Source organism: Actinomadura sp. NBRC 104412 (assembly GCF_030269515.1).
Taxonomy (GTDB): domain Bacteria; phylum Actinomycetota; class Actinomycetes; order Streptosporangiales; family Streptosporangiaceae; genus Spirillospora.
In genome coordinates this window covers 199,441-223,077 of record NZ_BSTM01000001.1, presented here as the reverse complement: position 1 = coordinate 223,077, position 23,637 = coordinate 199,441, and the positions used below count along the sequence as shown (strand labels likewise).

Below are 23,637 nucleotides of genomic sequence, written 5' to 3'. Positions count from 1 at the left end.
AACGAGAGGGTTCGGGGTCCGCCTACCGGTCTCAGCGGAGGTTCCCGATGTCCGTGCACACCGTCCCGGCCAGGAACGCGGCCCGGCCCGCGGTCCGGCGCCGCGGGCCGCGGCGCGTGCCGCCGATGCGTTCGCTCGCGCTGGTCCTGGGCGGCGCCGCGCTGCTCGCGGGCTCGGCTCTTGCGCTGTCCCGTGGCGAGGCGGCCGCGACGGTGTCGGGCGCCCTGCGCGCGGTCGGTGAGGCGCACTGGGTCGTCCTCCCCGTCCTGGTGGCCCTGGTGGTCGCCCACTTCTGGTTCTCCGCGGTGGCGCTGAGCGGCGCGGCCGGGCGGCGGCTGCCGCTGCTGCACGCGACGATGGCCCAGTTCACCGCGGCGACGGCGAACCGGGTCACCGGCGGTGGCCTCGGCACCGTCGCGGTCAACGCGCGCTATCTCGCCGGTGGCGGGACCTCGCCGTCGCGGGCGGTGGCCCTGGCGGGGCTGCTCCAGGTCTTCGGCGCGATCTCCGACCTGCTGCTGTTCGCGGTCGTCATCCCGGTCGCGCTGGCGACCGGCGGCGGGGCCCTGCTGCCGGAGCTGGGCCGGTACCTCGCCGGGCTCGCGGTCCCGCTGATCATCGTCGCGGCCGTCGCGGCCGTGGCCGCCTGCGTGGCGTTCCTGCTGCTGCGCGACCGGCTGCGGGACACCCTGGCCGCCTGCGCGCAGATCCTGCGCAGGCCGCGTGACCTGCTGGTCATGACGGCCGCCTCCGCCGCCACCACCCTGGTCATGGGCCTGGCCTTCGCGATCAGCATGCTGGCGGTCCCCGGCGCGGCAACGCCCGGCGAGGTCGGCACGCTGGTCGCCATCTACATGCTCGCCGCCGCCGCGGGCGGCCTCGTCCCCGGTCCCGGCGGGCTCGGCTCCACGGAGGCGGCGCTGGTCGGCCTGCTCGCCCTCACCGGCACGCAGACCGCGCTCGCGCTGTCGGGCGTCCTGATCTTCCGTGCCGTGACGCACTGGGCCCCGGTCCCGATCGGCCTGCTCTTCGCGGGTACCCTCCGCAGGCGACGGGAGGAGCGCGCCGCCGGGACGCGCGCCCTTCCCGGCCGGGTGCCCGTCAGGGTGATCGCGGAGGAATTCTTCGGCCCTCTGGCGAAGCGGTACGCCTTCCTCGTCAAGCCCGAAACCCAGCGCCCGTAGGCGATCGGAGCGTTTCCCTGAGTGAGCCGTCCCTGGTCAGGGGCGTTTCGATCATGAAGATCCAGTTTAGGTGTGCTTCGTCCGGATAGGTGGATGCAGATAGCCGCTCTATCACTCGGGGGGAACCCATGAGCGAACCTAGAGAGCACACGGAAAGGGGCGGGACGGTCGGGCAACACCCGGCACCCGGGACGTTCACCGACGACCACGCCGCCTGGGAGGGGCGCACCCGCGTGTTCCTCCAGCCGGTCGCGGCTCCGTCGATTCTCGGGCTGTTCGGCTTCGCCGGCGCCACCATGATGGTGGGCGCCTGGCAGGCGGGCTGGTACGGAGGTGCCGCCACGCCGCTGGTCCTGTTCCCGTTCGCGCTGACCTTCGGCGGTCTGGCGCAGTTCCTGGCGGGCATGTGGTCCTACCGGGCCCGGGACGGGCTGGCCACCGCCATCCACGGCATGTGGGGCGCGTTCTGGCTGGCCTGGGGCCTGCTGTTCCTGCTGATCGCGATCGGCTCGTTCCCGCTGGTGGTGGCGCCGTCGATCGGCGTGACCAACACGGCGTTCGCGTTCTGGTTCATCCCGCTGTGCGTGATCACGGCGCTGGGCGCCCTGGCCGCGCTCGGCCGGAACCTGGCGCAGGCCGCCTTGCTGCTGGTGCTCGCGGCGGGGGCCGGGTTCACCGCGGCGGGCTTCTGGACGGGGTCCACCTGGCCGCTGCGCACCGGCGGCTGGCTCTTCGTGATCGCGGCCGGTCTCGCCGTCTACGTGGCGGCGTCCATGATGCTGGAGGAGACCTACGGCCGGACGATCCTGCCGCTCGGCAAGTACCGCCAGGCGGCCAACGTCCCGGGCCGCAGGGCCAGCCGGCCGCTCGAGTACCGCTACGGCGAGCCGGGCGTCCGGGTCGGCCAGTAGGCCGGTCGGCGGGCCGGCCGGTGGGCCGACCGGCCGAGGGTCCTGGTCAAGACCTCTCCATCCTGTCGTACGCTGGGATTTCGCTCACAGCGTCACGCAGGATGGAGGGGTCATGTCTTTCGCAGCCCGGCTCTGGCGGCGCGTGCTCCGCGCGTACCATCTCGCGTGCGCCCGCGACGATGCCGCGGCGCGCGGTCTTCGGACGCCTACCTGCGTGGATTTCCCTCACTGAACGGGCGCGCCCGGCCGCGGACGAGAAGACCTTCCTCATGCCTGGGTGGCGAGCCATTCCAGAGAGCCCAGGACGCAGAACTCGTTGCCCTCCGGGTCGGCGAGCACCGTCCACGGCCGCTCACCCTGACCGATGTCCACCCTGCTCGCACCCAGGCCGATCAGCCTGTCCACCTCCGCCTCCAGGTCGCCGTCCAGCGGACGGACGTCCAGATGCAGGCGGTTCTTGACCGCCTTGCCCTCGGGGACGGCCACGAACACCAGCGCCGGGGCACCCGGCGCCCGCCGCAGCCGCTCGGCCAGGTCGGAGGGTTCGCGCCGCCAAGGCGCGATCTCGACCTGGCCGTCGTCGGCGCGCACCACGTGGTAGTCCAGGACGGCGGCCCAGAACGCCGCCAGCGCGCCGGGGTCGCGGCAGTCGACGACGATCTCGGTGAGCCTGCTCGTCACGGCGTCCTCGCACAACAGGGCGGTCGAATGCGGTCAGGTGAACACGGTCAGTAGGGAGACGGTCAGTCGGTGAAGATGTCCAGCGGCAGGAACGCCGAAACCAGGAAGCTCGGCACGTCCACAAGCTGGCTGATCTTGAGGTCGACGGCGACGCTGCACAGGGCGTACGCCTGCTGGCGGCTCCACCCCCGCTCGCCGAGATGGTCGATCATGTTCAGCAGGGCGTTGCGGGCGGCCAGCGTCAGGTCCTCGGCGACGACCCCGCCGCCGTCCCTGGCGACGGACATGCCGGTGGTGGCGAAGAACCGGCGCGGCGCCGCGAACTCCGGCGCCACCCAGTAGTCCGTGCGCGAGAACCTGGGGTCGGTGATGCCCTTCTCCCGCGCCTCCCCCTCGTGCACGGTGAACCGCACCCGCAGCGTCGACCTCATCTCGATGGCCGTGCCGCACGTCTCGCTGTCACCCTGCGCGAAGTGCGCGTCGCCGGCGCTGAACAGGCCGCCGGGGGTGTCGACCGGGAGGAACAGCCGGGTCCCCGCGGTGAGCTGCTTGATGTCCACGTTGCCGCCCTGCTCCCGGGGCGGGACGGTGCGCAGCGCCGTGGCCGCGATCTCCGGGTCGGACGGCACCGCGCCCGCGGCCGACGGCGGGAGCACGAAGCCGCCGGCGTCCAGGGACGCCTGCTCCCGTTCGGTGATCCGGCGCAGCGCGTCGTGCCCCGGCGACAGTCCGATCGTTCCCATGAACGGGGCTCCGGGGATGCGGACGCCGGGCAGGTCGGCCGAGGTCGCCCAGCCGTCGGCGATGTCCCAGTGGACGATGAAGGGGTCGGGGAACTCGTCCCGCAGGAACCCGAACCCCGGTGCCTGCACGGTGAACCCGAACGTGTCCGGCACGATCTCAAGGATCTCCACTTCGAGCAGGTCGCCGGGCTGGGCGCCCTCGACGTACACCGGGCCGGTCAGCGGGTGCACCACGTCCAGGCTGGCCGAGGCCACCGCCTCCGCGGTGCTGGAGGGTCCGATCTGCCCGTCGAACGCGTCCCGCGTCTCCATGACGACCTCGTCGCCCGGCGCGCAGCGCACCACCGGCGGGATGCCGGGGTGCCACCGGTTGTGGCCCGTGCCGGGCTCGTCCGTCAGGGTCTTGGCCGGGTCGATGCGGATCTCGTGAACGGCCATCCCGCCACTCTCCTCACCTTGGCATAGAGATGATCGTGAGGCTTTCGCCTCATGTCCCGGCTGTCAATGAGATGTCCGTGACGGGTCGTTTCCGGGGGGAACGACGGGACGGTCAGGGCGTGTTCAGCTCCCGGTGCACGGCCGGGACGACCTTGCGGAGGTAACGGCCGAGCTTGATGAAGGAGGTGCCGGTCTCGCGGAAGGTGTAGCGGATCGGCACCTCCTGGTAGCGGTAGCCCTTGGCGAGGAGGTCGAGGGTGAGGACCTGCGCGTAGTTGTAGTCGTGGATCACCTCGGCCGTGGCGGCCGCGGCGGGGGAGAACGCGCGGTAGCCGCTCTGCCCGTCGGTGAGGTCGCGGCGCCGGGTGAGCCACCGCACCCAGCGGGTCAGGACGAGGTTGCCCAGGCGGCGGTGCGGCAGCATCCGCCGGATGTCCCCGGTGAAGCGCGAGCCGACGACGTAGTCGGCGGCGCCCTTGAGCACGGGCTCGACCACGGTCGCGATGTCCTCGGGGAAGTACTCGCCGTCCGCGTCGAGGTAGACCACGGCGGCCGGTCCGAGCGCGACGGCCTCGGCCAGGCCCCGGCGCACCGCCGCGCCGAGCCCCAGGTTGCGGGGCTGGTGGACGACGCGTGCGCCGGCCCGTGCGGCGCGTTCGGCGGTCGCGTCGGTGGAGCCGTCGTTCACCACGATGGTGACCACGTCCCGCCCGTCCACGGTGGCGGGCAGCCTGGCGACGACCTGGCCGACCGACTCCTCCTCGTTGAAGGCGGGGATGAAGACGACGACGGGCGCCCCGCCGTCCACCGGCCGCGGCTCCGGGCGGGGCGGCAGGACGCGGGGGAGCCGCAGCCGCCCGAAGTAGGACGGAGCGGGGACCCACAGCGCGACCGCGCCGGTCACCAGCGCGTAGGCGGTCTTCACCGCGTGGGTCAGCAGGGCCAGCGCGAAGGCGGGGCCCGCCGGGGTGCCGAGCGCGGTGAGCGCCGCCGTGGCCGCCGCCTCGTACGACCCGATGCCGCCCGGTGTGATCGCGACCGTCTGCGCGGCGATGGTGACGGCGGTGACCGCGACCGCCTCGTACGGTGTCAGCGGCACTCCGGCCGCGTCCGCGAGCTGGAACAGCACCGCGGACTCCAGCGCCCACGCCGCCGCCGCGACCGGCAGGGCGAGCAGCGCGGGAGCGATGGGCGCATCGGTCCCTGTGCTCCGCGTGCGCCTCAGCCAGGCGAAACCGGCCGCCGTGACCGCGACGAGCAGCAGCCCGGCGGGCCAGATCCAGGCGCCGGTCAGCGTCAGCACCAGCCCGGGGGCGGCCGCGGCGGCGAGGGCCAGCACGGCGAGCAGGTCGGCGGCGCGCAGGAAGACCGTGGACGCGACGACCGGGGCGGTCTCCCGTCCCGTGCGGCGGGTCACGCTGGTCACCCTGAGCGCCTCGCCGAGCCGCAGCGGCAGCACGTGGTTGCCGAGCAGGGAGACGTGCAGCGCCGCCCAGGAGTGACCGTTCGGCAATCCAGGGAGGACGCGCGTCCATAAAGCGGCGCGCAGGGCGAACGCGGCGGCGTAGCAGGCCAGCCCGATCGACAGGCCGGCGGGGTCGGCGGCGACCGCGCGGGCCGCATCCGACAGCGCCGGTCCGGAGACGACCCGCGTGAGGTACACCGCCGCCACGCCGAGGACGGCGCAGCCGGCGCCGATGCGAAGGGCTCTGACCAGGTTCGGCATGGGCGAACCCCTCCTCAGGGCAGCGTACTAAGGTTAGGCTATCTTTAATTGATTGTTGAACGATGTGCCATGGCATCATCCGGCCCCGGGATGCCGTGGCGTCGTCGGCAGGCGCTACGCGGAGACACCATGACGGCGATCGTGACCGGAGCGGCGGGATTCATCGGCCGCGCACTGACCCGGGAGCTGCTGCGCCGTGGCGAGCGCGTCATCGGCATCGACCGCGTGCCGTCGGCCGCCGCTCCGGGGCTCACCGTCCTCACCGCCGACCTCACCTCCGGCGACCCCATGGTGCGGATCGCGCTCGAAAGCGCCGACGTGGTGTACCACCTGGCCGGATGCCCCGGAGTCCGCGACCGGGCGGCGGACGCCGACCGGCGTCGGCACCGCGACAACGTGCTGGCCACCGCAGCCGTGCTGGACGCCGTTCCCCTCCACGTCCCCTTGGTCGTCGCCTCCTCCTCGGCCGTCTACGGCGGAGCGGTGGACGGGCGGGCGTGCCGCGAGGACGACCGGCCGCGCCCCCGCGGCGGCTACGCCCGGAGCAAGGTGGCGATGGAACGGCTGTGCGCCGGGCGGCTGGCGGAGGGCGGCGCGCTGACGATCGTCCGCCCGTTCACCGTGGCCGGTGAGGGCCAGCGGCCCGACATGGCGTTCTCGCTGTGGATCGAGGCGGCCCGCGAGGGCCGTCCGCTGCGCCTGCTCGGCTCGCCGGACCGTACCCGCGACATCACCGACGTGCGGGACGCCGTCCACGCGATCCTCGCGCTCGCGGAGGTGCGCGCCCAAGGCGTGGTGAACGTCGGCACCGGGACGGGCCACACGCTGCGCAGCATGGTCGAGGCCGTCGCCGCCGTACTCGGCACGCCGGTCTCCTACACCGTGGAACCGGCGGGACCCGCCGAGGTGCGCCACTCCCTGGCCGACATCAGCAGGCTCGTGGAGCTCACCGGGTTCGTCCCACGCACCGACCTGGTCGACGTCGTGGCCCGCCAGGTCCGCGCCACCGTTCCGGCCGGCACTCTCGGCGCCACCGGAGCCGTGCCGTGACCGGCGCCCCGATGCGGGCCGCGCTCGCCCTGGCGTTCTGCGCCGGAACGATCGCCGCGATCCTCGGCATCGGCGTGCGCGCGACCTACGCGGGACACGTCGCGGTCGACGAGCCGCAGTACCTGCTCACCGCGCTGTCCCTGTACGAGGACGGCGATCTGGACATCGCCGACGAGCTCGCCGAGCGCCGCTGGCGGGTCTACTACGACCGGGAACTGCCCGTGCAGACCGAGGTGCTGCCGGGCGGGCGCCAGATCAGCCCGCACGACCCGTTGCTCCCGGTGCTGCTGGCCGTGCCGATGGGGCTGTTCGGCTGGGTGGGCGCCAAGGTGGCGCTGAGCCTGTTCGCCGGTGCCCTCGCCGCCGTGGTGCTGTGGACGGCGATCCGCAGGTTCGAGGTGCCGCCGAGGATCGCGGTTCCCGGTGTGGTGCTGGCCGCCGTCTCCGCCCCGTTCGCCGTGTACGGCCAGCAGGTCTATCCCGAGGTGCCCGCCGCTCTGGCCGTGGCGACCGCCGTCGCGGCGCTGACGGCCGAGCGCCCGTCACCGCTCGTCATCGGCGTCGTGCTCACCGCCCTGCCCTGGCTCTCGGTGAAGTACGCGCCGGTCGCCGCCGTGCTCGCCGTCCTCACGCTGTGGAGGCTTTGGCGGGCCGGGATGCGCCGCGAGCTCTGGGCGCTGACCGTCGGCCTCACGCTCATGGGTGTCCTCTACCTGTGGGTGCACCGCGTGGTGTGGGGCGGCTGGACGGTCTACGCCACCGGCGACCATTTCCAGAAGTCCGGGGAGTTCGGCGTCATGGGGTTCGACCCCGACTACGCCGACCGGGCGCTGCGGCTCACCGGACTGCTGATCGACCGCGGCTACGGCCTGGCCGCCTGGCAGCCGGGCTGGCTCCTGCTCGTCCCGGCCGTGGCGGCGGCCGTACGGCTGCGTCCGCGGGGCGCCGCGGCGCTTGTCCTGCCGCTGACGGCGGGGTGGCTGACCGCAACGTTCGTGGCGCTGACGATGCGGGGCAACTGGTGGCCCGGCCGCCAGACGGTCGTGGTGCTGCCGCTGGCCCTGCTGCTGATCCTCTGGTGGCTCGCGCGCTGCGCGCCCCCGGTCGTCCGGCGGGTGGCGCTGGTCGCGGGCTGTTCGGGCGTCCTGGCGTATGGCTGGCTGCTCGCCGAGGGCTACGCGCGGACGCTCACCTGGGTGTCGGGGTTCCAGTCGGTCGGCTACCCGGGATACCGGCTGCTACGCCCCCTGCTGCCGCCCTACCACGAGCCCTTCACGGGGTTCGTCGTGCCGCATCTGGTGTGGATCGCGGTGTTCGTCCTGTTCATCCGGTACTCGTCCATCAACACGAAAGGGAATCCCCATGAAACGCCTCACCACCCGTCTCGCCGCCCTGACCCTGGCCCTGACCAGCGCGCTGACGTTCGCCCTGGCCGGGTGCTCTGACGGCGACGGCGACGGAGGATCGGGCTCCGGGTCGGGCTCGGGCTCCGCCTCCTCGTCGGAATGACGTGATGCGTCCCCGACTGGCCCTGCTGGCCTTGTGGGCGCTGTTGACGCCGCTCGTCCTCGCCGCCTGCGGCGGGGACGGCTTCGACGACGACGCCCTGGTCATCTACTCGGGACGGAACAAGAACCTGGTCGGGCCGCTGCTGGACGACATGGAGCGCACGACCGGGCTCAACGTGCAGGTGCGGTACGGCGACAGCGCCGAACTGGCCGCGCAGATCCAGGAGGAGGGCGACCGGACCCGCGCCGACCTGTTCTTCTCCCAGGACGCCGGGGCCCTCGGCGCCCTCACCAAGGCGGGGCGGCTCCAGGCGCTGCCCCAGCCGCTGCTGGGCCGCGTACCGGCCGAGTTCCGTGCCAAGGACGGCACCTGGGTGGGCCTGTCCGGCCGCGCCCGCGTGTTCGCCTACGATCCGCGCCAGGTGCCACGGCCGCCCAAGAGCGTCTTCGAGCTGACCGGGCCCGCCTGGCGGGGCCGCGTCGGGTGGGCGCCGACCAACGCCTCGTTCCAGGCGTTCGTCACCGGCATGCGGGTGACCGAGGGCGAGGCCAGGGCGCGCCAGTGGCTGACCGCCATGAAGGCGGCCGGCACCAGGAGCTACGACAACAACGTCCTGGCGCTGGAGGCCGTCGACCGCGGCGAGATCGCCCTCGCGCTGATCAACCACTACTACTGGTACGAGGAGGTGGCGGAGAAGGGGCAGGCCGCCGTGCACGCCCGCATCGCGTTCGTCACCGGCGGCGACCCCGGCGGCCTCATCAACGTCGCGGGGATCGGCGTCCTCAAGGGCACCGAGCGGCGCGCCGCCGCGGAGAAGGCCGTCGACTTCCTGCTGAGCCGCACGGCGCAGGCCCATTTCGCCACGGAGACCAAGGAGTACCCGCTGGTCGCCGGCGTGCCCGCCGAGAGGGGCCTGCCGCCGCTCGACTCGCTCCACGGGCCCGACATCGACCTCAGCAGCCTGGACTCGCTGGAGCGGACCCTCGACCTGCTCAAGGAGGTGGGACTGGTCTGAGCATCGCCGTCCGCTCACGCGCCGGGCGGGCACCGCTGGTGCTGCTCGTCCCGGCGATGGTCACGGCCGCGCTGGCGCTGCTGCCCGTGGCCTACCTCGGCGTGCGCGTGCTGGAGAGCGGCGGCGGCGCGGTCGCCGACGTGCTGGGCCGTCCCCGCACGGCCGAGCTGGTCGCGCGCAGCCTGACGCTGGCGGCCGTGGTGACGGCGGGCTGCGTCGCCGTCGGCGTCTCCCTGGCCTGGCTGGTGGTGCGCACCGACCTGCCGGGACGCCGCCTCGTCGGGGTCTTGGCGGCGCTCCCGTTGGCGGTGCCCAGTTACGTCGCCGCCTACACGTGGATCGCCGCGGTGCCCCGCGTCAACGGCTTCACCGGCTCCGCTCTGGTGCTCGTCCTGGTCAGCTACCCCTACGTGTACCTGCCCGCGGTCGCCGTGCTGAGCCGGCTCGACCCGGCGATGGAGGAGGTCGCCCGGTCCCTCGGCCACGGGCGGGCGCGCACGTTCCTGACCCTGGTCGTGCCGCAGCTCCGCCCCGCCGTGGCCGCGGGCGGGCTGCTGGTGGCGCTGTACGTGCTCGGCGAGTTCGGCGCCGTGTCGATCATGCGGTACCAGGTGTTCACCACCGCGATCTACACCTCCTACCGGGCGGCGTTCGACCGTACCCCGGCCGCCGTGCTGGGCATGGTGCTCGTGGCGATCGCCTTCGTGATCGTGTGGGCCGAGGCGCGCAGCAGGGGACGGGCCGCCTACGCGCTCGGCGGCGGCGCCCCGCGGACCCGCGCGCCCGACCGGCTGGGCGGCTGGCGGTGGCCCGCGCTGGGCTGGTGCGCCGTGGTGCTGGGGCTGGCCGCCGGGTTCCCCGTGGCCGGCATCGGATACTGGCTGGTGCGCGGCTCCTCGGCGTCCCTGGACGTCGCAACCCTCGGGGCGGCCGGGTGGACGACGCTGTACGTGTCGGCGGGCGGAGCGGCGCTCGCGACCGTCCTGGCCATCCCGGTCGGGATCCTCGTCGCCCGCAGGCGCAGCCGTCCGGTACGGATGCTGGAACAGGCCACGTACGTCGGGCACGCGCTGCCCGGCATCGTCATCGCGCTCGCCTTCGTGTTCTTCGCGGTCCGCTTCGCCTACCCGCTCTACCAGCGCACGCCCCTGCTGCTGCTCGCGTACGCGGTGCTGTTCCTGCCCGCGGTCGTCGGCGCGGTACGGGCGTCGGTGCTGCAATCGCCGCCGATCCTGGAGGACATCGCCAGGTCGCTCGGTCGCCGCCCGCTCGGGGTGCTGCGCGAGGTGACGCTGCCGCTGGCCGTCCCCGGAATCGGGGCCGGTGCCGCACTGGTGTTCCTGACCTGCATGAAAGAACTCCCGGCCACCCTCCTGTTGCGTCCCACGGGCACGGAGACCCTGGCGACGCAGTTGTGGACGGAGACCGGCTCGGGTGCGTACGCGGCCGCCGCACCCTACGCCGCCCTGCTCATGCTGCTCGCGGCCCTGCCCGGTTATCTGCTCGCCCAACGGCTCGGCAAGAACGGGGTGACCCTGTGATCCAGCTCGGCGTCCACGGTGTGACCAAGGCGTTCGGGAAGACCCACGTGCTGCGCGGCATCGACCTCACGGTGGAACGAGGGCAGATCGCCGCGCTCCTCGGCCCCTCCGGCTGCGGGAAGACGACGCTCCTGCGCATCATCGCCGGCTTCGAGTCCCCCGACGCCGGCACGGTCACCCTCGCCGGACGCGAGGTGGTGGCCGAACCGCCCGAGCGCCGGCGGGTCGGCATCGTCCCGCAGGAGGGCGCGCTGTTCCCGCACCGCACGGTCGCGGGCAACGTCGGCTTCGGCCTGCCCCGCGCGGGCCGTGCCGACCGTGTCGCCGCCATGCTCGCCCTGGTGGGCCTGGACGGGTTCCAGGACCGGATGCCCGCCGAACTCTCCGGAGGTCAGCGGCAGCGGGTCGCCCTCGCCCGCGCGCTCGCCCCCGAACCCGAGCTCGTGCTGCTGGACGAGCCGTTCAACGCCCTCGACCGCGCCCTGCGCGGAAGCGTGCGCGACGACGTGCGCGACGCGCTCCAACGGGTCGGCGCGACCGCGGTCCTGGTCACGCACGACCAGGAGGAGGCGCTGTCCGTGGCCGATGTCGTGGCCGTCATGCGCGACGGCCGCATCCCGCAGGCCGGGCCGCCGCTCGAGGTGTACGAGTCACCCGTGGACCTGGAGGTGGCGGCCTTCGTCGGCGAGACCGTGGTGCTCGACGCCGAGATCGACGACGGCATGGTGACCTGCCCGCTGGGACGGCTGCCCGCCCGTGCCGTCCGCGACACCGGCGCCCGCAGCGGGCGCGTCGCGCTGCGTCCCGAGCAGATCGTGCTCGACGGCGACGGCGCCGCCCTGTCCGGCCGGGTCGAACGGGTCGAGTACTTCGGTCACGACGCCGTGGTGACGGTCGCCGTCGAGGACCTGTCCACCCGCATCCGCTCCCGCTCGTACGGGCACGTCAGGCACCGCCCGGGCGACCGCGTGGGCATCACCGTCACCGGCGAGCCCCTTTTCTACCCCTCGGAGCGCTAATCCTCGACGACGTGGGCGGCGAACCGTTTCTTGGCCCGCGACCATGCCGCGGTGTCGAAGCCCGCGGGTCCCAGCGCGTCGGCGGCGTCGAATCCCATGGTCAGGGCGTGGTGGGTGTTGTCGTGGGCGAACAACCCCAGGCGCCCGAAGGTCGTCACCCCGTCCAGCCCGGAGGCCCAGCGGTCCAGGCCCTCCAGGTACGCGCGATAGCCCCGCTCGTACACGGGATAGACGTGCGGGAGACGCCGCACCTCCAACCCGCCGAGCCGCACCGGCGGCAGGCCGTGCCGGGCCGTCAGCTCGTGGACCAGCGTCGCCAGCTCGTCCTCACCGGCGTTCCAAAGGGCGTCGCCCGCCTCGCAAGGGATCTCGAAGCACAGCACGCTGTGGTCGGAGGGGTCATCGGCGCTCACGCGATAGTTGGCGGGTTCCGACACCCGCGTCACCGGCGTCTCGGGTCCGGGCAGGTAGTGGGCGTCGAAACCCGTCCACCGGCCCCCTTCGTGGACCGCGTACACCAGGACCATGGCACGGAACCGCAGCCGCGCGGCGTCCGCCAGCGCCTCGGACGGCTCGGGACGGCTCACCCGCGCCAGCACCGGCAGCGGGATCGTGGAGAACACCTGTCCCGCCTCGAACTCGTCCCCGGACCCGGTCCGCACCCGGCCCGGCGCGACCTCCGTGACCTCCGTACCGAGACGGACGTCCGCGCCCGCGCCGGCCGCGGCGTCCGCCAGCGCCTCCACGATCTGGCCGAACCCGCGACGCGGATAGTAGAAGACCCGGCCCCGCCCGTCGGACGGGCGGGAGAGCACCCGGCGGGCCACCTTCCAGGCGGTGTCGGCGGTGACCCTCTTACGCGCCTGATCGCCGTCGATGTCGTCGCCGTCCAGACCCCACAGCTTCAGCGCATAAGGCGCGTACATGGACTCGTAGAGCGTGCGCCCGAGCCCCGCACGCAGCACTTCGGCGTAGGTGTCGGAACGCGGCCGCCGCAACGGCGCCAGCACCGCTTCCATCCCGGCCCGGACGACCATCCCTCGCGGCAGCGCCGCCGCCAGCTCCCCGAACCGCAGCGGGAACCCGACCCACCGACCACCGAGCCGCAGCCTCCCGTTGCGCGGCCTGAGCTGCAAGTCGTCCCCGAGCAGCCCGCGTAACTCGGCCAGCAGCGATGGGGGCGTGGCCGGATGCAGCCGATGGCTGCCGTGGTCGACCCGTACCCCGGCCACCTCGAAGCTCCCGGCCATGCCGCCGACCCGATCGGCGCGTTCGAGCACCATGACGGAGGCGCCGCGCCGAGCGGCCCGCCACGCCGCGGCGAGTCCCGCCGGCCCCGCCCCGAGCACCACAAGCTCCGCACCAGCCATGACACCGCCAGCCTAGACGGACGGCGGCCCGCAGACCTCATGCTGATCCGGCCTTCGTACCGAGTACGGTCGGAGGGTCCACCTCCGAGCGCGACGGAGCGCCATGTCCACCGAGCCATCGACCCCGCTGCACCAGCCGCGGCTTGCCGAGCTGATCGCCGACAAGCTGCGGCGGCGCATCCTCACCGGGCGGCTGCCCGACGGTGCGCTGCTGCCCAACCAGGACAGCCTGCTGGCGGAATTCAAGATCAGCAAGCCGTCGCTGCGGGAGGCGCTGCGGATCCTGGAGGCCGAGGGCCTGATCACCGTCCGCAGGGGGAACGTCGGCGGCGCCTACGTCCACCGTCCGCAGGCCAGGCATGCCGCCTACAGCCTCAGCCTTGTGTTGCAGGCGCAGCAGGCCACCCTGGCCGACGTGGGCGGCGCGTTGAAGAACCTTGAGGGCACCTGCGCCGAGTTGTGCGCGCGAAGGGACGACCGTGCGACGGAGGTCGTGCCTTATCTGCGCGAGGCCAACGAGCGTGCCCGCGAGACGCTCGACGACGTGCTGGTGTACGTCGACGCGATGGCCGACTTCCATCGGGGTCTGGTCGACCGCTGCGGGAACACGACGCTGCGATTGATCTCCGGGTCGGTGGAGGCGCTGTGGCTCGCCCACGTCCAGGACTGGGCGACGATGTCGACGCGGGCCGGGACCTTTCCCGACCGTGACTACCGGCTGCGCGGCCTTGAGACGCACGAGCGCATCACCGACCTGATCGCCGCTGGCGCGGTCGAGGAGGCCGGTCGGCTGGCGCACGCCCATTTCGACCCGGACCAGTTCTACTCGGACCCTCAGGACGCCGGTCGCACGATCGACGCGTCGGTCCTGAAGGCTCCGGGACGCGCGATGGCGTCCAGACGCGACCGCGGCGGACTGTAGCGGGCGGCCCGCGATCCGGTGGCGGGTTGCGGCGCGACGGAACATCACGCGGCACATCGCCTCGACTCGCGATCCCGGCCGATGATCCCTTGACCCATGCCCTTGGCGGTCCTACTTTTAGCTCTAATGTATATACGATAGCTTCAATTGATCCCTTGGAGGCGGCCATGCGCCCCACCCGTCCAGGTCAAGGGTTCGCACGTGCACGCGGCGCCCGCTCGCTGATCGCCCTCGTGGGCGGGATCGCGCTGCTGGCCACCGGGTGCGGGGAAGGCGGCGGCACGGGCGGCGCCGACGACCCCATCGTGATCGCGTCGCTGGAGCCGATGACCGGCGGCAATGTGCTGAAGAACTACATCGACGGCACCCGGATGGCGGTCGAGGAGGTCAACGCCGCCGGCGGGATCATGGGCCGCAAGGTGGTGCTGAAGGAGTACGACACCGCCATCGACCCGGCCAAGTCCGCGCAGGCCGCCAGGCTCGCGGTCGCCGACAAGGTGGACGCCGCCATCGGCCTGCCGTCCTCGATCGAGTTCAAGGCGGCCGCGAAGATCCTGCAGCGGGCCGACATCCCGTTCATGAGCATGGGCGTGTCCACCGCCACCAGCCTGAACGAGGAGGGTGGGCACCCCAACACCTACCGGGTGATGACCCGGATGGAGAAGCTCATCTACGCCGGCTCCATGTTCGTGGCCCAGGACCTCAAGCCGAAGACCGTCGGGCTGATGGGCCTCAAGATCGACTACGGGATCACCGCGATGCCGCGGTTCGAGCGGCACCTCAAGGGCGCGGGCGTGACCACGCTGCCGCCCAAGCTCTACCCGTACGACGTCAAGGACCTCACCGGGGAAGTGCTGTCGATGAGGTCGGCCGACGCCATCGTCGACTGGTCCTACCCGAACCAGATGGCGGTGGGCGTGCGGCAGTCGTTCCAGAACGGCATCAGGGTGCCGTACCTGGGCGGCCCGGCCACGAGCATCCTCGACACCCGCAAGCTCGTCCCGCCCGCGGCGATGGAGAAGGTCTACGGCGTCCAGTTGTGCAACCCGCCGGCCGACGAGCGGCAGTACGTCAGGGACTGGGCGCAGCGCTACCAGAAGAAGTACGGCGACGTGGCCGACTACGGCGCCGCCGGCGTCTACGACGCGATCTTCATGCTCAAGGCCGCCATGGAGCAGGCCAAGTCGACCGAGCCCGACGCGGTCGGCAAGGCGCTGGGCACGATCAACCACACCAAGGGCATGTGCGCGCTGGCCTACAAGTCCGACGCCGACCACGAGATGATGAACGAAGCGGTCATCGTCTCCTTCGCAGGTGGCCAGCAGAAGAGCGTGCGCAAGTTCGGCGCCGGCGATCTGGTCGGCAAGGGTTAGGCCGCGGACTCCCGATGGACCGGTTCATCGCGCTCGTCTTCAGCGGGCTCGCGCTCGGCGCGATCTACACGCTCGTCTCGCTCGGCATCCTCATCATCTACAAGGCGACCGGGATCGTCAGCGTGGCGCAGTTCGGGCTGGTCGCGCTGGCCGGGTACGTGTGCTACTGGAGCGTCTCCGACGTGGGCCTCCCCCTCGTCCTCAGCTATCTGCTGGCGGTCGCCGCGCTGGCGGTGGCGGGGCTTGCGCTCGAACGTGTCGCGTACGCGCCGCTGCGCGAACGATCACCTGATGTCGTCCTGCTCTCCACGCTGGCGGGCGGCTTCGCGATCCAGGGGCTCATCCTGCTCTGGTACGGTCCGGACGCGCGCAGGCTGCCCAGCCCCTTCGGGTACGGCTCCACCGAGGTGTTCGGCGCGGTGATCTCCCACCACGCGCTGTTCTCGGTGGTGACCACCGGGGTCGCCGTCGCCGCGCTCGCGCTGCTGTTCGGCCGCACCCAGTTCGGCCGGCAGGTCAGGGCGCTGGCGGCCGACCGGAACGCGGCGCTGCTGCAGGGCATCGCCGTCAACCGGCTTTCCATGATCACCTTCGCGCTGGCCAGCGCCATGGCGGGGCTCGCCGGGGTGCTGCTCGCGCCGTTCTCCGCGCTGACCCCCGACATCGGGTTCACGCCGATGCTGTTCGCGTTCGGCGCCGCGATCATCGGCGGCTTCGGCCGGTTGAGCGGTGTCGTGGCGGGCGCCCTGACGCTCGGCCTGGTCGAGCAACTGGGCGGCGGCTACATCTCGGGCAACATGCGGGCCGCGTTCCCGTTCATCGCGATCCTGCTGGTCATCGCGCTGCGCCCGGAGGGACTGCTGGGAGGTGCCACCCGTGCCCGGCTTTGACCGCCCTTCGGGCGAAGCCACGGAGGTCCAGGGGTCCGCCGCCGGAGACGGAGCCGTGGAGGTGAAGCCCGAGCGGCCGGCGCCCGGGGGGTCGCCCGCCCGCGGGCTGGCGGCGCGGAGCCGGATCGTGCTGCCCGGGTACGCGCCGCCGATCTACCAGCGGCGCCCGTTCGTCCCGATCCTGGTGTTCGCGGTGATGGCGGCCGGTGCCGCGATGCTGTGGTCGGGGAACATCGCCCGCGTCGCCGTGCTCAACACGACGCTCATCTACGCGATCGCGGCGGTCGGGCTCTACTTCGCGTACTCGGTGGGCGGGCTGTTCGCGTTCTCGCAGGCCGCGTTCATGGGGATCGGCGCGTACACCTCGGCGAAGGTGGCGGGTGAGAACGGGTTCCTGCTGGGCTTCGTGGTGGGCGTGGCGGTCGCGTTCCTGTCCGCGGCCGTGCTGGGCGCGCTGCTGAGCCGCGCCCGCCACCTGTACTTCGCGATCGGCGCGCTGGCCTTCGCCGAGCTGATGATCCTGGTGTTCAGGAACGTGAAGTTCTTCGCCGGCGAGGAGGCCGGCCTGGTCTCCGGAATGGACCGGCCAAACCTCTTCGGCAGGTACTTCGAGACCGAGGGCGCGCTCTTCTGGCTGCTGCTCGCCGTCATGTGCGCCGTGCTGGTGATGGGCGCGCTGATCGAGCGTTCGCCGCTGCGCCGGGACGCGCTGGCCGCCAAGGAGAACCCCGAGGTCGCCAGGGCCAACGGCGTCCGGGTGCGGACCATCGCCGTCACGATCTTCGCGTTCGGCTCGGCGCTGGCCGGGGCGGCGGGCTCGCTACAGGCGCACACGCTCGGCTTCATCGCGCCGGACACGTTCGGCGTGGGGGTGGCCATCAACCTGTACCTGATGATCCTGCTGGGCGGGCTCGGCTCGATGTGGGGCGCGGTCGTCGGGGCGTTCTTCATCACCTGGCTGCCCGAGCTGCTGCGGCCGGTCAAGACCTATGAGGACGTGGTCTTCTCGATGCTGCTGCTGGCCACGATCGTCGTCCTCCCGCAGGGGATCGTCGGGGCGGCCTCCGCGCTGTGGGAGAGGCTGCCGAAGGGGGTGCTGCGGCGTGCTCCGCGCGAGTGAGGTCTCGGTCAGGTTCGGCGGAGTCGTCGCCGTCGACGGCGTCTCGTTCGCCGTGCGGTCGGGCGAGACGGTCGGCGTCGTCGGCCCGAACGGCTCGGGGAAGAGCACGCTGCTCAACGCGATCTGCGGGCTGAACCGCGCCGGCGGTGCTCTGTGGATCGAGGACCGGCCGCTGCGGCTTGGCCGTCCCGACCGGGTACGGGCGGCGGGCCTGCTGCGCACCTTCCAGACCCCGCAGACGTTTCTGGAGCTGTCCTGCATCGAGAACGTCCTGCTCTCGACCTCCTCGCGGGCGGCCGGTGGCATGCTCGGCGCGCTGTTCGCGCGGCCCCGCATGTGGCGGGCCGACCTGCGCCGCATCGAGCGCGGCTATGCGGCGCTCCAGCGGGTGGGGCTCGAAGCGCTCGCCACCCGTCCGGCCGCCGGGCTGTCCTACGGCCAGCACCGGTATCTGGAGATCGCACGGGCGATCGCGGGCGAGCCGCGCATCCTGGTGATGGACGAGCCGTCCGCCGGGCTCAACCAGGCCGAGACCGAGAACCTGCTGCGGCTGCTGCGCGGCCTGCGCGAGGACGGGATGACGCTGCTGGTGGTGGACCACAAGATCGACTTCCTGCGCCGGCTGTGCGGCCGGATCATCGTCCTCCGGCTCGGCCGGGTCATCGCCGACGGCGCGCCCGACGAGGTGTTCGCCGACCAGGCCGTCGTCGAGGCATATCTGGGGAGCGCCTGATGCTCGAAGTCACCTCGCTCGTCATCGCCTACGAGGGCACCCGGGTGGTCGACGGCATCGACCTGTCGCTCGGCGACGGCGGGTCGCTGGCGCTGCTCGGCCCGAACGGCGCGGGCAAGACCTCCACCCTGTGGGCGATCTCCAGCCTGGTCCCGTACGAGGGGTCGATCGTGTTCGACGGCCGGGACCTGCGCACCGTCCCGCCCGACAAGGTCGCCAAGTCGGGCCTGATCCACATACCCGAGGGCCGGCGCGTGTTCGGCACGCTCACCGTCCACGAGAACCTCCAGGTGGGGCTGACGGCACGGGCCGGCCGCACCGGCGGTTACTCGCTCCTGGACGTCTACGACCTGCTGCCCGCCCTGGCCCCGCTCCGCCGCCGTCCGGGCTGGGCGCTGTCCGGGGGCGAGCAGCAGATGGTCGCCCTCGGCCGCGCCCTGGTCGCGGCGCCCCGGCTGCTGCTGCTCGACGAGCCCTCCCTGGGCCTGGCCCCACGAGTGACGCAGGAGGTCTTCGCGGCGCTGCGCGAGATCGACGTCCCGATGCTGCTCGTCGAGCAGAACTCCACCGCCGCGCTGGAGATCTGCGACTCGGCGTGCGTGCTCGTCCAGGGCGAGATCGTGCTGCGCGGCGACTCCGCCGAGCTGGGCGACCGGGAGGCACTGATCGACTCCTACCTCGGCCATCGCTCGCTGGAGGCGGTGGAGGACTAGCCGGAGGATCGGCAGGGAGGCAGCGACATGCGTGTGGACGACCCCAGATTCAAGATCGCCGCGGCTCGGCGGATGCTCTACCGCGAGGGCTGCGACAGCGGCGTCGCGGGTCATGTGAGCGCCCGGGCGCCCGGCGCGGACGCGTTCTGGATCACCCCCTTCGAGTACTTCGACGAGACCACGCCCGACCGCGTCATCAAGCTGTCCTTCGACCTGGACGTGCTCGAAGGGGACTGGGAGGCGTCCCCCGCGGTGCAGTTCCACGCGGCGATCTACCGGGAGCGGCCGGACGTCGGCTCGATCATCCATACCCACTCCCACTACGCGGCCGTCGTCACCACGACGGGACGTCCGGTCGGCATGTACAACGAGGTCAGCACGCTGTTCCACAACGAGCAGGCGTGGTACGCCGACGACGGCGTCCAGCCCCAGGTGGAGGGCAAGCGGATGGCGGCGGCGCTGGGCGACAAGCGGGTGCTGCACATGCGCAACCACGGGATCCTCATCGCCGCGCCCGACCTTGAAGAGGCCACGGTGGACGCGATGACGCTGGAGAAGGCGGCGAAGATCCACCTGGACGCCGTTGCGGCGGGCGGGCAGGAGATCCCGCTTCCCCAGGTGATGCAGGCCAAGTCGCTTTATGAGCAGTACTTCCGCCGCAACACCTGGGCCGCCCAGCTACGGCGGCTGCGGGTCTCGGACCCCGACCTGTTCGCCTGGCTGGACGAGGACGACGCGGAGCGCACGGCGTGACCGACGCGTCGGACGCCGTGGCCAGGGTGGTCGCGGCGGAGACGGGCGGGCCGGTGTTCGGCGTGCTGGGCGACGGCAACCTGGCGTTCCTGGACGCCCTGACCCGCCGCCACGGCGGCCGCCACGTCGCGACCGCGCGGGAGGACGGCGGCGTGCTCGCCGCCGACGGGTACGCGCGGGTGTCCGGTGAGGTCGGCGTGGCCACGGCGACCCACGGCCCGGGACTGACCAACACCGTGACACCGCTGGTGGAGGCCGCGCGCAGCCGGACCCCGCTCGTGCTCGTGACCGCCGACACCGATCCCGCCGTTCCCTGGCATCCGCAGGCGCTCGACCAGGCGCGGCTGGCCGGCGCGGCGGAGGCGGCGTTCGTCTCCGTGCGTTCCACCGCGACCGCTCGGGCGGACACGGCCGAGGCGTTCGCCCGCGCCCGGTCCGAGCGCCACCCCGTCGTGCTCGACGTGCCCGTACGCCTTCCCGCGGAGGCTCCCTCACGGGACGGCGTCCGAGGGGAGGAAGCGGCGGAGTGCGGCGAAGCGGAGATCGGCGCGGCCGTCGCGTCGGCGCTGTCGGCGCGGCGGGTGGTCGTGCTCGCCGGGCGCGGCGCGGTCCGCTCGGGCGCCCGCGAGGCCCTCGTCGAGCTGGCCGACCGGCTCGGGGCGCTGCTCGCCACCACCTTGCTCGCGACCGAGTACTTCGCGGGAGAGCCGTATGCGGTGGGCATCAGCGGCGGCTTCGCCGACGGCCTCGCCCGCGACCTGCTGGCACGGGCCGATTGCGTGCTGGTGTTCGGCGCGTCGTTCAATCCGTTCACCACCGACAACGGGGCCCTGTACGGCAAGGCGCAGGTCGTCCACTGCGACACCGACGCGGCGGCGATCGGAACGCACCGGCCCGCCGAGGTGGCACTGGTCGGCGATGCGAGGAGGGTCGCCGAACGCCTCCTCGCCAGGCTGCGCGCGGACGGCGTGCACCGCGAGGGCTGGCGCTCACCTGAACTCGCCGGCCGGCTCGCGTCCCGCTCCCCTGAGGATGGGTTCACCGACGAGAGCGACGAGACCGGCGCCGACCCGCGATCGGTGGCGCTGGCCCTGGACCGGGTGCTGCCGAAGGAACGGATCCTCGTCGTGGACGGCGGGCACGCCGCGCTGTCCGAGCCGGTCCGGATGATCCGGGTACCCGAGCCCTCGCACCTGGTCTACCCGCTCGGGTTCGGCTCGATCGGGCTCGGCCTGGCCGCCGCGATCGGCGCCGCGCACGCCCGTCCCGGCCGGGTGGTCGCGGCCGTCGTCGGGGACGGCGGGCTGATGATGTCGCTGGCCGAGTTCGACACCGCGGTGCGGTACGGGCTCGCGGTCATCGTGATCGCGATGAACGACGGCGCGTACGGCTTCGAGTACCACAACATGATCCGGCAGGGTATCCCGACGGGGCTGGCCGAGTTCGACCGGCCCGATTTCGCAAGCGTGGCGCGGGCGATGGGCGGCGACGGATACTCGATCGGCTCCGTCCGGGAACTGGAGGAGCTGGCTCCGCGGCTGCGGCGCCCGGAGCGTCCCGTGCTGGTCGACGTGCGCCTCACCCGGCGGGTGCGGACGGACTGGTTCACCCGGTTCACGCGGGGTTGAGCGGCCGATGGATCTGCGGGACCTGGAGCGCCGGGCGGCCTTCGCGCTGCATCCGGCGGTCTACGACTACTACGCGGGCGGCGCGGGCGAGGAACGCACGGTGGAGGACAACCTGCGGGCGTGGCGCCGGCTCCGGCTGCGCCCCAGGACGATGCGCGACGTGTCGTCGGTGTCGTCGGCCACCGACGTGCTCGGGCACCGGGTCCGCACGCCGGTGCTGGTCGCGCCCGCGGGCATGCAGCGCCTCGCGCATCCCGAGGGCGAGCTGGCCACCGCCGTGGGCGCGGCCGCCGCCGGGGCGGGCATGATGGTGTCGACGTACTCCACCGTCTCCCTGGAGGAGATCGCCGCGCTCACGCCACCGGCGCCGCGCTGGTTCCAGCTCTACGTGCTCCGTGACCGCGGGCTGACCGCCGAGCTGGTACGGCGCGCGGCCGCGTCCGGTTACCAGGGCGTCGTGGTCACCGTCGACGCCGCGGCGGTCGGCGACCGTCCACGGGACAGGCGCAACGGCTACTGGCTGCCGGCCGGCGACCTGCGGGCCGCCAACCTGGCGGACGCCTCGCTGTCGGCCTACTCGACCGACCTCGACGACACCGTGACCCCCGGCGACCTGGCCTGGGTGGCGGAGACGGGCGGCCTGCCGATCGCCGTCAAGGGCGTGCTGCGGGGCGACGACGCGGTCGCGTGCGTGGACGCCGGCGCGCGCGGCGTGATCGTCTCCAACCACGGGGGACGCCAGCTCGACACCGCGGTGGCCTCGGCGGACGCGCTGCGCGAGGTGGTGGACGCCGTCCAGGGCAGGGCGGAGGTGCTGGTCGACGGCGGTGTCCGGTCGGGAACCGACGTGCTCAAGGCGCTCGCGCTCGGGGCGCGGGCCGTGCTCGTCGGGCGGCCGGTCCTGTGGGCGCTGGCGACCGGCGGCGCGGACGGCGTGCGCGCCCTGCTGGACGACCTGACGAGCGAACTGGTCCGCGCGATGCGGTTGTGCGGGGTGACCTCGCCGGGCGAGATCACCCCGGACCTTCTCTAGTACGCGTTCGGGTCGGCGGCGACCTCGGGCGGGACTAGGTGCCGGTAGAGGTTCGCGGCGTTCTCCCAGGTGATCTTGCGGATGTCGGCGGGCGGGAGGGCGCCGATCTCCTCGGCCAGCACCCGCTGGGTGTGCGGCCAGGTGGAGTCGCAGTGGGGGTAGTCCTGCTCGACGAGGATGTGGTCGACGCCGATCCGGTCGCGCAGCGCGAACGTCGTCGGGTCCTCCACGGCGCAGAACCAGAAGTTGCGCTTGAGCACCTCCGCCGGTGTGAGCTCGATGCCCTCCCACGTCCCGTACATGCGGTGGTAGCCGAGCATGTGGTCGAGCCGGTCGAGCAGCCCGGGAACCCAGCCGATGCCGCCCTCCGACAGGCAGATCCTGATGTCGGGGTAGCGCACCGGGATCAGCGAGTACAGCCAGTCGACGGCGGCGTACATCGCGTACGCGAAGAACAGCACGCCGACCACGTCGGGTGGGGCGTCGTCGGAGGTGCCGGGGGACGTGCCGGACGATCCGATGTGGAGGTTGACGACGGTCTGCGTCTCCGCGCACGCCCGCATGATGGGGTCCCAGTGGCCGGAGTGCAGGGTCGGCAGGCCGAGCGCGTGCGGTCCCTCGGAGAACGTGACCGCCTTGAATCCGCGCTCGGCGTTGCGGTAGATCTCCTGCGCGCCGACCTCCGGATCCAGGAGGTAGGGAAGCTGGCACGGGATCATGCGGTCCGGGTAGGCGCCGCACCACTCCTCCAGGTGCCAGTCGTTCCATGCCCGTACCGCGGCCAGCGCCAGCTCCGGGTCCTTCGTCGTGAGTTGGAGGCGCTGCCCGGCGAAGCCCGGCAGGAACGAGGGGAAGCACAGCGAGGCGTAGACGCCCGAAAGGTCCATGTCCTTGATCCGGTGATGGATGTCCCAGGCGCCCCGCCGCATGTGCTCGAAGCGGGCGGGCTCGAAGCTGTACTCCTCGACGGGACGGCCGACCACGGCGTTGAACCCGACGTTGGGGATGTCCTGCCCGTCGTACACCCAGACGTGCGCGCCGTCCTTGTCGACGATGCGGGGCGCGCGGTCGGCGAACTTGGCGGGCAGCCGGCCCTCGAAGGTGTCCGGCGGCTCGACGATGTGGTCGTCGACGGAGATGACGGTGTAGGCGCGCTCCTGCCGGTCCGGCTCGGGCAGGAAGGTGACCTTGCCCTTCACCGCGGTGGTGAACCCGGTGTTCTTCTCCAGTTCGTCAAGGCTGGGCATGGAAGGGCTCCTCTCCTCGCTTATCAGTTAAACAATAG

The 23,637-nt window shown here is 72.6% G+C and carries 21 protein-coding genes; 16 read left to right on the top strand and 5 right to left on the bottom strand.

Features of this window, described 5'->3' with window-relative positions:
- The first annotated feature begins 47 nt into the window (after positions 1-47).
- Entirely contained in the window at positions 48-1,184 is a 1,137-nt protein-coding gene (locus QSK21_RS01045) for a lysylphosphatidylglycerol synthase transmembrane domain-containing protein (RefSeq protein ID WP_285692834.1), read from the top strand.
- A 128-nt stretch (positions 1,185-1,312) separates the two neighbouring features.
- A complete protein-coding gene (locus tag QSK21_RS01040; protein WP_285692832.1) occupies positions 1,313-2,095 on the top strand; it encodes an acetate uptake transporter family protein in 783 nt (260 codons plus the stop codon).
- A 267-nt stretch (positions 2,096-2,362) separates the two neighbouring features.
- Here the strand turns inward: QSK21_RS01040 and QSK21_RS01035 are convergent, their stop codons facing one another.
- From QSK21_RS01035 to QSK21_RS01025, 3 genes are all read right to left on the bottom strand, one after another.
- Positions 2,363-2,776, bottom strand: coding sequence for a VOC family protein (locus QSK21_RS01035; protein WP_285692829.1), 414 nt, complete (start codon positions 2,774-2,776; stop codon positions 2,363-2,365).
- Between the two features lie 62 nt (positions 2,777-2,838).
- Positions 2,839-3,957 (bottom strand): acetamidase/formamidase family protein, encoded by a 1,119-nt coding sequence (locus tag QSK21_RS01030; protein ID WP_285692828.1) that lies wholly within the window; start codon positions 3,955-3,957, stop codon positions 2,839-2,841.
- Between the two features lie 112 nt (positions 3,958-4,069).
- Positions 4,070-5,683: a glycosyltransferase gene (locus tag QSK21_RS01025; protein ID WP_285692825.1), complete on the bottom strand. Its 1,614-nt coding sequence runs from the start codon at positions 5,681-5,683 to the stop codon at positions 4,070-4,072.
- A 129-nt stretch (positions 5,684-5,812) separates the two neighbouring features.
- On the opposite strand from QSK21_RS01025, the gene QSK21_RS01020 reads away from it, so the two are divergent.
- From QSK21_RS01020 to QSK21_RS01000, 5 genes are all read left to right on the top strand, one after another.
- Positions 5,813-6,733 (top strand): NAD-dependent epimerase/dehydratase family protein, encoded by a 921-nt coding sequence (locus tag QSK21_RS01020; RefSeq protein ID WP_285692824.1) that lies wholly within the window; start codon positions 5,813-5,815, stop codon positions 6,731-6,733.
- Positions 6,730-8,178 carry a hypothetical protein gene (locus tag QSK21_RS01015; protein ID WP_285692822.1) on the top strand — a complete coding sequence of 483 codons (1,449 nt, stop codon included), beginning with the start codon at positions 6,730-6,732 and terminating at the stop codon, positions 8,176-8,178. The genes QSK21_RS01020 and QSK21_RS01015 overlap by 4 nt, the downstream gene beginning before the upstream one ends.
- Positions 8,179-8,246: 68 nt before the next feature.
- On the top strand, positions 8,247-9,257 hold the full coding sequence (locus QSK21_RS01010) for an iron ABC transporter substrate-binding protein (RefSeq protein WP_285692820.1): 1,011 nt from the start codon (positions 8,247-8,249) through the stop codon (positions 9,255-9,257).
- 38 nt (positions 9,258-9,295) lie between these two features.
- Positions 9,296-10,798: an ABC transporter permease gene (locus QSK21_RS01005; protein WP_285692819.1), complete on the top strand. Its 1,503-nt coding sequence runs from the start codon at positions 9,296-9,298 to the stop codon at positions 10,796-10,798.
- Positions 10,795-11,817, top strand: a complete 1,023-nt coding sequence (locus tag QSK21_RS01000) for an ABC transporter ATP-binding protein (protein WP_285692817.1) — start codon at positions 10,795-10,797, stop codon at positions 11,815-11,817. Before QSK21_RS01005 ends, QSK21_RS01000 begins: the two co-directional genes overlap by 4 nt.
- Here the strand turns inward: QSK21_RS01000 and QSK21_RS00995 are convergent.
- Positions 11,814-13,187 (bottom strand): protoporphyrinogen/coproporphyrinogen oxidase, encoded by a 1,374-nt coding sequence (locus tag QSK21_RS00995; RefSeq protein ID WP_285692816.1) that lies wholly within the window; start codon positions 13,185-13,187, stop codon positions 11,814-11,816. The two genes, QSK21_RS01000 and QSK21_RS00995, sit on opposite strands and share 4 nt — an antisense overlap.
- Before the next feature lie 103 nt (positions 13,188-13,290).
- On the opposite strand from QSK21_RS00995, the gene QSK21_RS00990 reads away from it, so the two are divergent.
- From QSK21_RS00990 to QSK21_RS00950, 9 genes are all read left to right on the top strand, one after another.
- On the top strand, positions 13,291-14,109 hold the full coding sequence (locus QSK21_RS00990; protein ID WP_285692814.1) for a FadR/GntR family transcriptional regulator: 819 nt from the start codon (positions 13,291-13,293) through the stop codon (positions 14,107-14,109).
- 167 nt (positions 14,110-14,276) lie between these two features.
- A complete protein-coding gene (locus QSK21_RS00985; RefSeq protein ID WP_285692813.1) occupies positions 14,277-15,482 on the top strand; it encodes an ABC transporter substrate-binding protein in 1,206 nt (401 codons plus the stop codon).
- 14 nt (positions 15,483-15,496) lie between these two features.
- Positions 15,497-16,372, top strand: coding sequence for a branched-chain amino acid ABC transporter permease (locus QSK21_RS00980; protein ID WP_285692812.1), 876 nt, complete (start codon positions 15,497-15,499; stop codon positions 16,370-16,372).
- A 61-nt stretch (positions 16,373-16,433) separates the two neighbouring features.
- Positions 16,434-17,492 (top strand): branched-chain amino acid ABC transporter permease, encoded by a 1,059-nt coding sequence (locus QSK21_RS00975; RefSeq protein WP_285692811.1) that lies wholly within the window; start codon positions 16,434-16,436, stop codon positions 17,490-17,492.
- On the top strand, positions 17,476-18,225 hold the full coding sequence (locus QSK21_RS00970; RefSeq protein ID WP_285692810.1) for an ABC transporter ATP-binding protein: 750 nt from the start codon (positions 17,476-17,478) through the stop codon (positions 18,223-18,225). The genes QSK21_RS00975 and QSK21_RS00970 overlap by 17 nt, the downstream gene beginning before the upstream one ends.
- Entirely contained in the window at positions 18,225-18,938 is a 714-nt protein-coding gene (locus QSK21_RS00965; protein ID WP_285692809.1) for an ABC transporter ATP-binding protein, read from the top strand. The genes QSK21_RS00970 and QSK21_RS00965 overlap by 1 nt, the downstream gene beginning before the upstream one ends.
- Positions 18,939-18,965: 27 nt before the next feature.
- Positions 18,966-19,691, top strand: a complete 726-nt coding sequence (locus QSK21_RS00960) for a class II aldolase/adducin family protein (protein WP_285692807.1) — start codon at positions 18,966-18,968, stop codon at positions 19,689-19,691.
- Positions 19,688-21,319 (top strand): thiamine pyrophosphate-binding protein, encoded by a 1,632-nt coding sequence (locus QSK21_RS00955; RefSeq protein WP_285692804.1) that lies wholly within the window; start codon positions 19,688-19,690, stop codon positions 21,317-21,319. Before QSK21_RS00960 ends, QSK21_RS00955 begins: the two co-directional genes overlap by 4 nt.
- A gap of 7 nt (positions 21,320-21,326) precedes the next feature.
- The gene (locus QSK21_RS00950) at positions 21,327-22,352 is read left to right on the top strand and encodes an alpha-hydroxy acid oxidase (protein WP_285692803.1); all 1,026 of its coding nucleotides are present in this window, start codon (positions 21,327-21,329) and stop codon (positions 22,350-22,352) included.
- Here QSK21_RS00950 and QSK21_RS00945 read toward each other — a convergent pair.
- Positions 22,349-23,599 carry an amidohydrolase family protein gene (locus QSK21_RS00945; RefSeq protein ID WP_285692801.1) on the bottom strand — a complete coding sequence of 417 codons (1,251 nt, stop codon included), beginning with the start codon at positions 23,597-23,599 and terminating at the stop codon, positions 22,349-22,351. The genes QSK21_RS00950 and QSK21_RS00945 overlap by 4 nt on opposite strands.
- Positions 23,600-23,637 lie beyond the last annotated feature (38 nt).